Origin of the sequence: Pseudoalteromonas rubra (genome assembly GCF_000967655.1) — a bacterium.
GTDB lineage: Bacteria > Pseudomonadota > Gammaproteobacteria > Enterobacterales > Alteromonadaceae > Pseudoalteromonas > Pseudoalteromonas rubra_A.
The window spans coordinates 36687-49843 of record NZ_JXYA01000006.1 but is presented as its reverse complement, the minus strand read 5'-3'; the positions used below and the strand labels follow the sequence as shown (position 1 = coordinate 49843).

10 protein-coding genes are annotated in these 13157 nt (G+C 50.7%); 6 read left to right on the top strand and 4 right to left on the bottom strand.

Going from position 1 to position 13157, the window contains the following annotated elements; translation table 11 throughout:
• Positions 1–4: 4 nt before the first annotated feature.
• The 5 genes from TW77_RS03305 (at position 5) to TW77_RS03285 (ending at position 7235) form a co-directional block, all read left to right on the top strand.
• The gene (locus TW77_RS03305) at positions 5–3304 is read left to right on the top strand and encodes a VPS10 domain-containing protein (RefSeq protein ID WP_046003548.1); all 3300 of its coding nucleotides are present in this window, start codon (positions 5–7) and stop codon (positions 3302–3304) included.
• Positions 3305–3698: 394 nt separating this feature from the next.
• Positions 3699–4154, top strand: coding sequence for a GNAT family N-acetyltransferase (locus TW77_RS03300; protein ID WP_046003547.1), 456 nt, complete (start codon positions 3699–3701; stop codon positions 4152–4154).
• 111 nt (positions 4155–4265) lie between these two features.
• Positions 4266–4925: a GNAT family N-acetyltransferase gene (locus TW77_RS03295; protein WP_240479453.1), complete on the top strand. Its 660-nt coding sequence runs from the start codon at positions 4266–4268 to the stop codon at positions 4923–4925.
• A gap of 50 nt (positions 4926–4975) precedes the next feature.
• Positions 4976–5353 (top strand): MmcQ/YjbR family DNA-binding protein, encoded by a 378-nt coding sequence (locus TW77_RS03290; protein WP_046003546.1) that lies wholly within the window; start codon positions 4976–4978, stop codon positions 5351–5353.
• 61 nt (positions 5354–5414) lie between these two features.
• Positions 5415–7235: a winged helix-turn-helix domain-containing protein gene (locus tag TW77_RS03285; RefSeq protein ID WP_046003545.1), complete on the top strand. Its 1821-nt coding sequence runs from the start codon at positions 5415–5417 to the stop codon at positions 7233–7235.
• Positions 7236–7310: 75 nt separating this feature from the next.
• On the opposite strand, the gene TW77_RS03280 is transcribed toward TW77_RS03285, so the two are convergent.
• Positions 7311–8054, bottom strand: coding sequence for a DUF1295 domain-containing protein (locus TW77_RS03280; protein ID WP_046003544.1), 744 nt, complete (start codon positions 8052–8054; stop codon positions 7311–7313).
• A gap of 24 nt (positions 8055–8078) precedes the next feature.
• The gene (locus tag TW77_RS03275; protein ID WP_052713016.1) at positions 8079–9362 is read right to left on the bottom strand and encodes a sterol desaturase family protein; all 1284 of its coding nucleotides are present in this window, start codon (positions 9360–9362) and stop codon (positions 8079–8081) included.
• A gap of 314 nt (positions 9363–9676) precedes the next feature.
• Here TW77_RS03275 and TW77_RS03270 point away from each other — a divergent pair, with 314 nt between their 5' ends.
• On the top strand, positions 9677–10798 hold the full coding sequence (locus tag TW77_RS03270; RefSeq protein WP_046003543.1) for a hypothetical protein: 1122 nt from the start codon (positions 9677–9679) through the stop codon (positions 10796–10798).
• Between the two features lie 82 nt (positions 10799–10880).
• On the opposite strand, the gene TW77_RS03265 is transcribed toward TW77_RS03270, so the two are convergent.
• Both TW77_RS03265 and TW77_RS03260 read right to left on the bottom strand, forming a co-directional pair.
• On the bottom strand, positions 10881–11252 hold the full coding sequence (locus TW77_RS03265; RefSeq protein WP_162197938.1) for a DUF1579 family protein: 372 nt from the start codon (positions 11250–11252) through the stop codon (positions 10881–10883).
• A 246-nt stretch (positions 11253–11498) separates the two neighbouring features.
• Positions 11499–13154, bottom strand: a complete 1656-nt coding sequence (locus TW77_RS03260; protein ID WP_046003541.1) for an SUMF1/EgtB/PvdO family nonheme iron enzyme — start codon at positions 13152–13154, stop codon at positions 11499–11501.
• Between the last annotated feature and the right edge of the window lie 3 nt (positions 13155–13157).

Genomic DNA, 13157 nt, shown 5'->3' with positions numbered 1-13157 from the left:
ATGTATGCAACAACTAAAACTTGGCCGCACTATGCGTATCGCATTGTTTGGTGCTGCCACTGCGCTGTGTAGCTTGCCTGGCCTGGCTGCAAAAGGTGATGAAGGGGTATTGTCTGCGGCCACCTTCAAGGGGCTTGAGCTGAGAAATATTGGGCCGGGCTTTATGTCGGGCCGCATTGCCGATATTGCCATCGACCCCAGAGATACCAGTGTCTGGTATGTGGGGGTGGGCTCCGGCGGGGTGTGGAAAACCCACAATGCCGGTGTGACCTGGCAACCCATTTTTGACGATCAGCCGGTCTATTCTATTGGTGCCGTGGTGCTGGACCCAAATAATAGCAATACCGTCTGGGTGGGCACGGGTGAAAATGTCGGCGGTCGTCACGTCAGCTTTGGTGATGGCATTTATGTCAGTCATGATGGCGGGGCAAACTGGACCAATATGGGCCTGAAGAACTCAGGGCATATTTCCGAGATCATTGTTCACCCAAGCGACTCAAACACAGTGTGGGTGGCAGCTCAGGGCCCTTTATGGAGCAAAGGCGGTCAGCGCGGTCTGTACAAAACCATCGACGGCGGTAAAACCTGGGACAAAGTGCTGGGCGACAATGACTGGACCGGCGTGACCGACGTGGCCATCGACCCGCGCGATCCGAATGTGCTGTATGCGGCAACCTGGCAGCGCCACCGTACCGTGGCTGCGTACTATGGCGGCGGTCCGGGTTCGGGCCTGCATAAATCGACCGACGGTGGTAAAACCTGGCAAAAGCTGTCGCAAGGGTTACCGGCGGGGGAAATGGGTAAGATTGGCCTGGAAGTTTCGCCAATCAATCCGGATGTGGTGTATGCCGCAATTGAACTCAACCGTCGCACAGGTGCGGTATATCGCTCCTCGGATCGCGGGGCATCCTGGGTGAAAGGTGCCGATGCCGTCGCGGGTGGTACGGGACCGCATTACTACCAGGAGCTCTACGCCAGCCCTCACCACTTCGACCATATCTATCTGGCCGGTGTGCGTCTACATGAGTCCAAAGATGGTGGTCAGTCTTTCAAAAGAATGGAAGAAAAAGACAAACATGGCGATAACCATGCGATGGAGTTCATCGCCGGTGATAAGAATTACATGATGGTCGGCTCTGATGGCGGCTTATACGAGAGCTTCGACAGTGGTGTGCACTGGCGTTATCATGAAAACTTGCCGGTCACTCAGTACTACAAGCTGGCACTGGATGACGACAATCCGTTCTACAACATTTACGGTGGTACGCAGGATAACAATACCCAGGGCGGTCCGTCTCGCACGCTAAACAGCCACGGCATTCTGAACACCGACTGGAAAGTGGTGCTGTTTGGAGATGGTCACCAGCCAGCCACTGAGCCGGGTAATCCGGATATTGTGTATGCGCAGTGGCAACAGGGTAACCTGACCCGTTACGACCGCACCACGGGTGAAATTGTCTATATTAAGCCGCAGCCGGGCAAAGGCGAAAAGCCCGAGCGCTTTAACTGGGACGCGCCCATTCTGGTCAGCCCACACAAACCGTCGCGCTTGTATTTTGCCTCGCACCGGGTGTGGCAGTCTGAAGACCGTGGCGACAGCTGGACGCCAATCTCGGGCGATCTGACCAAAAACCGCGAGCGTATTCATCAGCCCATTATGGGGGGTAAGCAGGGCTGGGACGGCGCCTGGGATATGTTTGCAATGTCGCAATACAGTACCATTACTTCTTTATCGGAGTCGCCGCTGGTTGAAGGTCTGCTGTATGCCGGCACCGATGATGGGCATATTCAGATCACCGAAAATGGCGGTAAGTCCTGGCGTAAAGTCGATGTAAAACGCTTACCTAAAGTGCCAGATACGGCATTTATCAACGACATTAAAGCAGATCTGTTTGACCCGGATACCGTGTATATTACGCTGGATAACCACAAGTTCGGTGACTATAAGCCTTACTTACTGAAAAGTACCAACCGCGGTAAGTCCTGGAAGTCGATCGCCAGCAACTTGCCGGACAAACACTTGGTATGGCGTGTGGTACAAGATCATGTCGACCCGGATCTGTTATTCGCGGGTACTGAGTTTGGCCTGTTTTTCACCATTGATGGCGGTAAACGCTGGGTGGAGCTAACGGGCAACGTACCGACCATTTCGTTCCGCGATCTGGCCATTCAGCGCCGTGAAAACGACTTAGTGGGCGCCAGCTTTGGCCGCGGCTTCTTTGTGCTGGATGACTACCGCGCACTGCGCAATCTGTCTGAGGATAAGCTGGCCCAGGAGTCTTTGTTATTCCCAACCCGCGATGCACTTTGGTATATCGAGCGCAGTCCGCTGGGCGGCGGTGAAGTGGGCACTCAGGGCGGTAATAAGTACCGTGCGCCGAACCCGGACTTTGGAGCCACTTTCACTTATTACCTTAAAGACGACATTAAGAGCCTGAAGGCGCAGCGTCAGGAAAAAGAAAAAGCCCTGAAAGAAGATGACAAGTCATTTGGTGTTCCATCTTGGCAGTCGCTGGAAGCCGAAGCGCGCCAGCAGCAGCCGGTTGTGTGGTTCACTGTGCGCGATGCCCAGGGCAATGTGATCCGCAAATTGCAGGGCAAGGCTAACAAAGGCTTGCACCGCATTAACTGGGATCTGCGCTGGCCGGCACATCAGGCCATTGGCGTGCAGGGCAATTACTTCTCGCCGAACCCTCAGGGTCCACTGGTGACACCGGGTACTTATAGTGTCAGCATGAGTAAAGAGGTCGACGGTCAGGTAACTCAGTTACAGGCGCCGCAAACTTTTGAGGTGGTGCAGCTGAATCAGCGTAACGCGCTGAAGGAAATTGACGGTGAAAAAGTAGCGGCCTTCTGGAAAGAGCTGGCAGATGTTCAGCGTGTGGCCAGCGCAACCGGTCAGGCACTGGGCAAAGCGGTGAAGCGTCTGGATATGCTCGAGCAGTCACTGGATCGCACCTCCGTTGAACCGGGTGAATTTGATAGCCAGTTTGCAGCCATCCGCAGTCAGTTGCTGGCACTGGACAGCCGCCTGAACGGCAACCCGGCGAAAAACCAGGTTGGCGCAACGAATGACACGGCCACCGTGGGCGACCGTTTGTTCCATGCCCTGATTGGCACCAGCTTCTCGACGTATGGCCCAACTCCGGCAATTCGCACCAGCGTAGACCTGGCAACAGAAGAGCTCAGAGCAATACGTAATGAATTGCAGACCATTCTGAGCGACACCATTCCAGCGTTTGAGCAACAACTGCAGGCCAAAGGCGCCCCCTGGGTACCCGGCCAGTCACTGCCGCAGATTTAATCTGCCATTGATAATCGTGAACTGAAAAAGGGCTCAAATGAGCCCTTTGTTTTTAGCGGATAGATGATACCAATTTCACTTAATACCTGTTCAATTTGACGGAGCAAATATGACGCTAACGGCGTTAAAAATTTCTCATTTAGAACAACTGAATAGCAAAATTTTTGCCTTGTTTTCGACTATATTTTCTCGCCTCAAAATAGAACACTTAATTAAGCAAATTGGTATGAATATCGCGGTATACAGGTAGTAATGGAATACGTTAAATTAATCTTTGCCAAAGTGATTGATGAAATGACGTAACCGTCAACTTAGTAAAAGTAACAAGGGCTTACGGTTTTGGCCGGGCCAGGAAAGCCACTGACTGAATTTAAAGTAAGGACAAGGTGCAACAATGACTACTATCCGACTGGCAACACCGCAGGATTTACCCGCCATAGTTAAATTGTACGAAGAGCTGCGTAGTCACGACCCAAAAATGAGTATGCACACATTAAAGGTGACATGGGATGAGCTGTTGAATAATCCGGGGGTCAGCATAGTGGTTGCGGAAGTGGACGGGCAGCTTGCCTCGACTTGTCAGCTGGGAGTCATACCAACTCTGACCAACGGGTGCCGCCCATTTGGGATCATTGAACATGTTATTACCGCTGAGTCGTTTCGTCGTCGGGGGCTTAGTCAGCGGGTGCTCGAAAAGGCATTGTCGCTTGCCTGGGAGCAGCATTGTTTCAAGGTAATGTTGTTGTCTGGTGCGACCAGGACCAGTGCGCATAAGTTGTATGAAAAGGTTGGATTCAAATCAAATATAGAGAATGGATTTGTCATAAAATCACCGGTGCAGACGAGCTAATAACTGATGTGTTGTTATGCACTGTGAACCTGTCAGTGTTTGTGTAATGTAAATTTATCTGCTGAGCAGTCGTCTGGTAAAGTGTTATCCGCCAATCTGATTAAACTATCTATGAATATCGTAAACTTATGGGCCAGTGGGCTTGAACAGGATAAGCCCCGCGAGATGGGCGCCATGCTGGCCGAGCATCATAACCCTTATATCAATAAGCGCTTTTCGCTCAAACTGATTGAGTGCGCCGATCTGGCGCGTTTTTGCCGCTGGATGAATGACCCCAGGGTAGAGCAATTCTGGCAGCAAGCCTGGAGCGAGGAAAAGCAATGGCAGTATCTCAGCGAGAAACTCGCCGATGCTCATACTTTGCCTTTGATAGGTTTCTTAGATGATCAGCCGTTTGCCTATCTGGAAGTGTACTGGGCGGCAAAAGACAAGCTGGCACAGCACTATGACGCCGCACCTTATGACCGTGGGATCCACCTGCTGGTGGGGGAACAAAGTTGTCGTGGACCGGAGAACTTTCGTGGCTGGATGAGCAGCCTGAGCCACCTTATCTACCAAAGCCAGCCACAGACTCAACGCATTGTGCTGGAGCCCAGAGCCGATAACGCACGGCTGATGATGCGCATGGCTGAGCTGGGCTATGACAGCCAGTTTGAGTTTGACTTTCCGCATAAACGCGCCGCGCTGCTGATGGGCACCCGGGCGCATTTTTATGAGCAAATCTTTACGGCTTTTGGCGAGCGCAAATCGCCCTCTGGCCACTTGGCCTGACCGGCGCTAACCTGTATGGTGCATGTATAACAACGGCAAAGGAATTCACCATGGACCATACTCAGGCGCACACCTATCTACTTAGTAAGCCTTTTTCAAGCGTCGGCCAGCCCTTTGGCGAGGGCGTCGACGTGTTTAAAGTGAAAGACAAAATGTTTGCTACGCTGTCTCCTGGCAAATACAACGAAGGAGAAACGCGTCACTGGTGGCTGAATCTGAAATGCGACCCGGATGAGGCGCAGGCGCTGCGGGATATCTTTGATTCGGTGATCCCCGGTTATCATATGAATAAGCGGTTGTGGAATACGGTGATCCTCGATGGCACTGTGCCTCGCGGAGAAATCGAACGTATGATAGATAATTCCTTTTTACTGGTAGTCGCAAAGATGACCAAAAAGCAGCGCGAGGCCGTGCAGGTATACCTTTAGTGTTTCGGTGGTAATTGGGTTATGCTGGTGGGGAGTGAAATAACAATAATTATCTATCACCATGCGTTACCGGTTTGATGACTTTGAGTTTGACAGCAAAGATTTGATTTTGCATCGTGCAGGCGCAGCGCTTGCGATTCGTCATAATGAGGCAAGGCTCCTTGCGCTGTTGCTGGCAAACCCCCACCGCGTGCTCAGTAAAGAAGAGATCCTGAATGAAGTGTGGCAGGGCAAGGTAGTCTCTGAACAGGCGGTGTTTCAGAATATCAGTCATTTGCGGGCCTTATTCGGCAACGACGCCATCAAAACCTATGCAAAGCGAGGTTATCAGTGGCAACGACCGCTTGGCGAGCCGATAACAGAGTTAAGGGGTAATAATACACAGCCGCAAGTGGCAGTGACCGATACCACTTTGCCTGTGCGTCATTCAGGCGCAAAGTGGCTTGGCATACTAATGAGCTGCATATTAGTCCTGTTTGCCGTGGTTTTTATCATCCAGCGCGACGAGCCTGAGCACGCTTCCTTTGCACTGGCTTACTTGCCATTTGAAGGTGCACAAGCAGATGAGTGGCAACTTCAAGACACAGCCCGGCTGGACTTTACCGCTGTTACCACGCTTTCTGCCGCCCATTTCAGAACATCACAAGAGCTGGTTTATCCTGAAGTGGCACCACAACACCCGTTTATCCTCACTGCCAGTGCCCGCTATGTCGACTCCCTTTGGTACCTGACTTTCTGGCTAAAAGGGCCTGCTGGGCAGTGGCAGGGCGTATTGCAAGGTGAAACCCCCCAAACGGTCAAGCAGCAGCTCTATCATCACCTCAATCAGCCTGTGGTACGGTCTGTATTGCAGAACCCTCACTCTCCTGACCTGAAACTGGCCATGCTGACTCAGGCACATCAGGCTGCACCAGAGGATCTGGTCCTGTTGGGAGCCTTGGTTAGTGCCTATCTCGATGTTCGGGAGCTGGAAAAAGCGATGGCAATGGCAGAGAAGCTGGCAGTGCTGGCCAAAGCGCAAACCAATTCACAGCAACTGGGTCGCGCACTGGCCTATCAGGGCGAAATTCTGTTACGCAAAAACCTGGTCGACCTGAGCCTGATAAGACTGGATGCCGCCCTGGAGGCGCTGGAAATCAGTCAGGATCTGAGGGCGCAGGCGGATGTCTGGCACAGTCGTTCATGGTTGTATCATTTACAGGGTAACTATGGACAGGTCAAAACCAGCCTGCTGCGCTCGGCACAATTGGCTGTTCAGGCACAGGATATTGCCAGAGAGTTAGATGCCCTGACTTATTTGTCCATTATGGCGAGTAAAAACCATCAGGATAATGACAAATATCTTTACCTGAGACAGGCAGAGGAGAAAATGCGAGGCTATGAATTGCCGATTTATCACTTTGCCAAAGTGCCTTTCCATTACGCCATTTTTGCGGACAAACCCGCTGACAAAGAACCTCATTACCGGCAAGTACTGGAGTACACTGCTTTAACACCGAACCACTGGGTCGCTCAGGCTAGTCGAAAATCCCTGGTCCGCTATTATCTGAGCGAAGGACGATATGCAGAGGCCCAGTCGCTGGTCGACAGTGTGAGCCCGGACAATGTTCAGAGCGCTTACCTGGCAGTCATGTATGCTGCGGCTGCTCAAACTCAGGCAGAGCTTCTGCCGCTTGCGCTGCGTGCCTTTGAACTGGCGCAGTTATCGGGAGATCGCCGGATTGGCCTCGATGTTGCGCTGTTGTTGTGTCAGATGCCCATTGAGCTGGGCGTCAACAGCGACTTTTATGCCCAGTATATCAGCGAACATGCAACGCCGGATTGGCGAACTCAGAATGCGGCGCAGTTACTGGCACTCAATCTGGCACCGAACAGTGACTGAGCCTGGATTAGTTAATGTTAATTGAGGTGCCAGACTCAGGGACCATCAGGACCGCTGAGCCTGGCAGGCAGGGCCTTAGTATACGAAGGGGATCAGCTTTTTGGTTTTTGCCGCATACTGATCAAACTTCTCACCGTAACGCTCTGACAAATAGCCATCGAGCGCCGGAATATGGAAGCTGATAAAAGAGTACGCCATAAAGAAAGGCAGCAGCAGAGTCCAGTAGTTATAACTCAGTAAGCACCAGCCGGTGAACAGGACGACATCACCAAAGTAGTTGATGTGCATTGAGTATTTAAACAAACCCTGAGTGTAACACTGACCTTTGTTCGCCGGGTCTTGTTTCCACCATTTACGCTGGATCTCAGAGCCGCTGTTCAGGTATGAGCCAATTACCAGCAGCGCCAGCGCCACGATATCCAAAGTACCAAAGGGGATCACCTCAGCTCTGAATGCACCACCGCCGACCAGCTGCAGGCCGATTTCGAAAAACGCCATAAAGCACAGCAAGCCCAGCGCCTCACCCCAATCGATGCGGCGCTGCAAAAGGTACAACACAGTAATGGCGTGTCGCAACCAGTAGACAAAAACGCACGCCAGCATAAGCAGGGCTCTGTCTTGATCAACCAAGGTCCATTGCTGGCCAAAGAGGTGGCCTATGTGTGTCCAGCCTTGGGCCAGTGCCAGCCAGGTACAAAAAAGCACTAAACCAAAGTGCAGGCCAACAAAGGTCCATCTTTGTGCCACGGTGCGGCCATGTTCGCGGTTGACCCCGCCACCGGCATTTTGACTGTCCGAGTTATGATTTACTGTTTCCATATTTTTTCCTTCAATCGATATAGCTTAAGTGGTTGTCTGGTGTTGGGGCTCTGCGGCCAGCGCCACGGGCTCAACAGTACGTGTACGATAGATCATGTAATTACACAGAGATATCAGCGCCAGTGTGGCAGTTCCTAACGTTACCCAGGCAGCTTGTTCAGTCGTAATTGCCCAGTACAAAATTAAACCATACAACAGCTGTGTGACCGCCTCCATGTGCAGGCCCACTTTGGCACCATCAAAAACCAGACCATTAAAGTGACATAACCAGAAAAACAGCAGTGACATACTCACCAGCGGTAAAGTGGGTAGCTCGCCAAAATAGCTCATCAGATAGGTAAATACGACCACAATGGCGCTAAAGCGCACGAATGCGGTCCATTTGGTACGTTTACAGATTAGGGGGTCTTTTGGCTTAAAGTCTTTAGAGCGCACCTTGGCGGTGAGCGAGTAAAAATCAGCTTTGTTGGCGTTTTTAGGGAGCCAGGCTGGTGGCGCGAAAACAGAGCAAAACACCTCAAACACGGAGCTGGAACATTTGATTTTTTGCCAGATGGTTTTGAGGTAATAGGAGTTGATCACCAGAGGGCTAAAACTCGGGTAGGATTCACGTACGCCGTATACCACAGGATCATCTTCCAGCTCGCGTTGGTAGGTGCCAAACAAGCGATCCCAGATGATCAAAATGCCGCCATAGTTTTTATCTATATACTGACGGTTGCGGGCGTGATGCACGCGATGCAGCGAAGGGGTATTAAAAATCTTATCAGCTCGCGGGGTCTTTTTCAGGTATTTTGTGTGGATACAAAATGCCCAGATGATCTGGGTATAACTGGCGGCCAGGAACACTTCCAGTGAAATGCCCATAAATGCCATAGGAATAAAGGTCATCCACATGGTGAGTTCAGTAAAATAGCTGATCCGAATAGAAACCCCAAAGTTAAAATTCTCTGCGGTGTGATGCACCAGATGGTCGGCCCAGAACAGCCCTATCATATGGTGAAAGCGGTGATTCCAGTAATACAAAAAGTCATAAACAAAGAATGCCAGCACATAAATCAGCGGGTTACTTTGGTCAAGTTCGAACAGGCGATACTCGTTATACACCAGCGTATACAGTGCGACTACGGCAAGTAAAAAAATAAAGGACAACCCCAAATTGCCAAGCGCAATGGTGGCATTGGTGAGCGTGTCATTGAGGCGATAGTTTTTTTGTTTTCGTAAAAAGTTAATGGTTGCCAGAATAAATAGCGGGCCCAGATAAAAGGGTAGGGTGTACATTACTTCTTCGGTAAAGTTGAGATCCATGTTAATCCCTTAGAGTGATGTCTTCATTTCGACGGTGGCTTACCGGTCACTGTATGTAAACCTGCCTTTGCCATCCGCCTTACCAGATGTGTGTGATACAAAGTAAATTATGTAAATCGATATTAACATTAATTTATCCTTTGTTTCACGCTTTTTATGCCAGGTCATGTCACGAGAGGTTAACTGTCTTGCTACTAGCAGGTTCTAAGCCGTCTGTGTCAAATGCCATAAGGTTAATACTATGTTTTTAAATTGTGATTAAAAAATGGATTTGGAATAGTTTTTTCTCATCCATTGTCAAATGAGAATAAAGCTTGAGTATTTATTCACATAATTGCCAGGTTACTTTGCCTGCGGGCAAAGCCATCCATAAGGTAACCTGGTTTCTCGACAGTTATGCCTTGCCTAATGAAACCGTCTATCTGGATAATCTCGAAATCACGCTCAATGAAGGCAGCCATCAGCGCAATGCGCAGGTAGATCTGTTTTGGCAAGGTCGGGATTTCTCTGAGTTGAGCGAGGCGCAGGTCGACACTTTTTTCAGTGATACCCCGACTTTAACGCACGACAATGGCACGACAAGTTTGCGTCTGAGTCAAGCCTCATCTGGTCGTTACACTACCCGGTTTCATCTTGAAGCGCCTGAGTTTTCTCACACCTATCCTGAGTATCTGATGTATCAGGCGAGTATTACTAACCCAAGCTCCCAGCCGGTGAGTGCGCAGCTTTATGGCAGCGCCAGCTATCAAAAGCAGTTTAGAGACGCAGATCACAGTGCCGCGTTTGCCCCCAGCTATTATATTGCACCGAACAGTACAGCTGTGGTGCCGATTATCGTAGATTTAGGTCAAGATGGCCTGACCACAGATATTGCATCTACTGAGCTGCGTATTGAGGCTGATGGGGCCGTGTTATTAAACGGTCTCACATTGCATTCAGGGACCAGCCTGTCAGACGGTCTGGTGACCATTGCGACATCTGGTTTTGAAACCGACTCGGGTGGGTTTACTACCAGTTCACCGCAAGACGTTACGCTTATCAGCCAGGCTCAACAGGTGATCAGCGGTGAGCAAAGCCTGGGCTTTGATATGGCACCATGGCGTCAGGCCGGGTTTACCCATTACTTTGGTTGGGCTAATCAGTATTACGCAGACAAAGTCTATACTCAGCTCGCCGTGCAACTACAAGATGCCCAGAAAGATACGCCGGTTAGAGTCTGTACAGATGTATATTACATGGGAGGAGGTAAAGACAGTTACTGTAAAGAGCGCGTTTTGGGCGTTGGCAGTTTCGCAATGTATGACGTCTACCCGGTAGACTCCGAACGGCGATTATATCGCATTCTGGTCAGGGTTCGTGCTTATGGTAATGCCAGCATCAAAGGAGAGATGGATAACTTTGTGCTGGGTTACTGGCCGGCGATACCCGCACAGTAACGGACAGGAGCAAGCGCAGACGAGTCTGCGCTTTTTTATGCTTAATGAAATGTTAGCCCCCACATCAGCACGCGACCATTGGTTATTGAATTTTATGGTAAATACCATAAAACAAGGTTTGCCAGGATTTGCCCTCGTTGGCTGAAGACTGCCAGTGTTGGTGTACCGTGTCATCTTGTTTTGGTTGCCAGGTAATACGGTGTAACACGGGTTTGCCTTCGCTATCCAGCCCTGGACCTTGTAACACCATACCGTTATTGTCGCGGTTGCCGTTCAGCTGCAGTAGCAAACCGGCGTTGTCGGTCCAGCTTTGGTGCCACTGCTGTTGTTGCTTGTCGAAGATATTGAGGCTTTTTCCCTGATAGCCGGACACCGCCTGGTATTCCTCCAGGATCACGCAACCATTGAGTATTTTTGTGATTTTGCTATTACCAGCAAACTGACCTTTTGACATAACCCGCCATTCACCAACCCAAAAATCAAAGGCATGATAGTGAGGGCTGTCACAAAGTGAGCGAGCCTGCAGAGCAAATGAGCAGCAGGCAATGAGCATTATACTTAAGGTCTTTATGAGCATCTGGTAGTGCATTCCGTATTGTCGACCATCTGAGTGATAAGTCGGATCCACACCCTTTATAAAAATAGTCACTGTTATCGTGATTAGGCAAGACGGGGAAACCGCGTTTCCCCGATTTCTGTGTTATTCGCTATCCAGTGCCAGCCAGTTCAGTTTCCAGTGGCTGTCGTGAGAATGAAGGGTCAGTGTATGCTGACCGGCACTCAGGAAGATACGCGGACCCTGTTGCGTTTGCCACTGGTGAAAACCACCGGTGCCTTTCACTGCGTGTTTGCCCAGAGGCTTTTCGTCAAGGGTTACGGTAAAGCCCTTACCATCGCGAGGTCCGGCAACTCGGTAACTCAGGCGATAGTGACCGCTTTGGCTAACGTTAACCTGGTATTTTAGTTGTGCGTCTTCGGCTATACCATTGCCACCGGTGAGGTTAAAACGCCCGTCAATGTCTGAGGTACGGGCTGAGTTTGCGCCTGTGATTGCATGGGCGTATTCGGCTTCAATTCTGCCAGGAATAGAAAAGACCGTCCCTGGGGTTTTAACCACATTACTGTAGTTACTTTGCAGATTGCGGCGCACCGCGACCACCGTATACTCATACACATTGGGAGAGGCATTGGCATCAATAAATCGAGTATCTATGACATTGTCAGCCATCAGTGCAAACATAGAGCCTGCACTTTGATTTCGATAAATACGATAACCGGCAATGTCTTTTTCTGGGCTAGGATCCCAGCTGAGTACAGTATTACCATGGCTTTGTGACAGGGTGAGGCCAGTTACTGGCATAGGGTAAGCAAACTGCTGGTCGCGCCGACTTTGTTCCTGCTGCTGCGCGAAGGCGAGCTGTTTTTTAAATTGTTGCGTGGTTTTGCTGGCTTTAGGTGCCTGACCATCTAATGCGACGCGGAAGCCTTCCGCAGCCCCGGCAAAGTTTTCGGGCTGGCTGCCGCGGCGGGTGACAGGCCAGATATTCCAGTGCCAGCTGCTGCCACGCACGGCGCGCCTGTCACACTGCTCGGACGATAAGGCTTTGCCATCGGAGCGGGCGTTTTGATAGTCGTCCTCAAAGCAATCACCCATCAATTCGGCTACGTTGCTGAGCATGTCGTGCAAACCATAGGGGTTGGGCTGGTACATGCCAACAACACTGGCATACGTAGCATGATCGACACAATCGGCAAACCCATCAACAAAGTTCACATAGGTACTGCTGGTGGTACGCTGCAATGCATTTTCACCACTGAGATCTGCCGTGTTCTCATATTGGCAGACTGAGGGATGTTTGGGGTCGTTGCCAAAATAAAAGCGCGTCTGAACCGCTCCTTTTGCCGCATATTCCCATTCCGCCTCAGTGGGCAGTCGGTAGGGTTTCCCGGTTGTTTGTGCCAGCCAGTCCACATAGGCTTTCGCGCCCGCCCAGCTGACACAGATAGCGGGCTGGAACTCATTGTCTGTCAGGCTGTTGTTATCCCAGCTACCCGGTGTGCTGCCAATAAACCAGCTATCAAGCTGGTGATAGCATTCCTGCGGTGCCACAAAGCCGGTCGCTTCTACAAAGCGTCGATACTCTCTGACTGTGACTTCATATTTGCCCAGGCTAAACTCTGGCAGCGTGACAGTATGAACCGGCTGGCTGTTCTTATTGTCTGTAGTACCCATAATAAAGCTGCCTGCCGGGAGCGTAACCATAATGGGTTCAATGGGTAAAGGGGTTTTACCGGCGAGTGCGGGTGCACAGATGGTTAGCAGTAAAAGCGTCGAATGAGGAAGTGTGAATTTCATGAT

What these genes read in the sequence shown, in the direction of transcription:
- TW77_RS03305 (WP_046003548.1), top strand. Translation starts at nt 5, where the DNA reads ATGCAACAACTAAAACTTGGCCGCACTATGCGTATCGCATTGTTTGGT.
- TW77_RS03300 (WP_046003547.1), top strand. Translation starts at nt 3,699, where the DNA reads ATGACTACTATCCGACTGGCAACACCGCAGGATTTACCCGCCATAGTT.
- TW77_RS03295 (WP_240479453.1), top strand. Translation starts at nt 4,266, where the DNA reads ATGAATATCGTAAACTTATGGGCCAGTGGGCTTGAACAGGATAAGCCC.
- TW77_RS03290 (WP_046003546.1), top strand. Translation starts at nt 4,976, where the DNA reads ATGGACCATACTCAGGCGCACACCTATCTACTTAGTAAGCCTTTTTCA.
- TW77_RS03285 (WP_046003545.1), top strand. Translation starts at nt 5,415, where the DNA reads ATGCGTTACCGGTTTGATGACTTTGAGTTTGACAGCAAAGATTTGATT.
- TW77_RS03280 (WP_046003544.1), bottom strand. Translation starts at nt 8,054, where the DNA reads ATGGAAACAGTAAATCATAACTCGGACAGTCAAAATGCCGGTGGCGGG.
- TW77_RS03275 (WP_052713016.1), bottom strand. Translation starts at nt 9,362, where the DNA reads ATGGATCTCAACTTTACCGAAGAAGTAATGTACACCCTACCCTTTTAT.
- TW77_RS03265 (WP_162197938.1), bottom strand. Translation starts at nt 11,252, where the DNA reads ATGTCAAAAGGTCAGTTTGCTGGTAATAGCAAAATCACAAAAATACTC.
- TW77_RS03260 (WP_046003541.1), bottom strand. Translation starts at nt 13,154, where the DNA reads ATGAAATTCACACTTCCTCATTCGACGCTTTTACTGCTAACCATCTGT.